This is a genomic window from Paraburkholderia sp. BR10923, from assembly GCF_040948765.1.
GTDB lineage: Bacteria > Pseudomonadota > Gammaproteobacteria > Burkholderiales > Burkholderiaceae > Paraburkholderia > Paraburkholderia youngii.
Genome location: NZ_JBFPKO010000224.1, coordinates 1 through 255, shown reverse-complemented (window position 1 = coordinate 255; position 255 = coordinate 1). Strand labels below are relative to the sequence as shown.

At 67.5% G+C, this 255-nt stretch carries 1 protein-coding gene; it reads right to left on the bottom strand.

Features of this window, described 5'->3' with window-relative positions; genetic code table 11:
- Nucleotides 1-255 (bottom strand): AMP-binding protein (locus tag AB3X94_RS42215; RefSeq protein WP_368614507.1); only part of this gene is annotated, 255 nt, incomplete at both ends.

Sequence of the window (255 nt, the reverse complement as noted above, 5' to 3'; positions counted from 1 at the left end):
CCGGCAGATAGCGCGCCAGATCGCCAGTGCGGTACAGCCGGTCGCCCTCGACAAAGGGACTGCCGATGAACCGCTCCGCGGTCAGCTCGGGCCGGTTCAGATAACCGCGCGCCACCCCCGCCCCGCCGACGTAGAGCTCCCCGACCGCGCCAAACGGAACCGGCGCACCGTGTCCGTCAAGCAGATACACCCGCGTGTTCGCAATCGGACGGCCGATCGGGACAATGGCGCCATCAAACTCATCCGGACAACTCC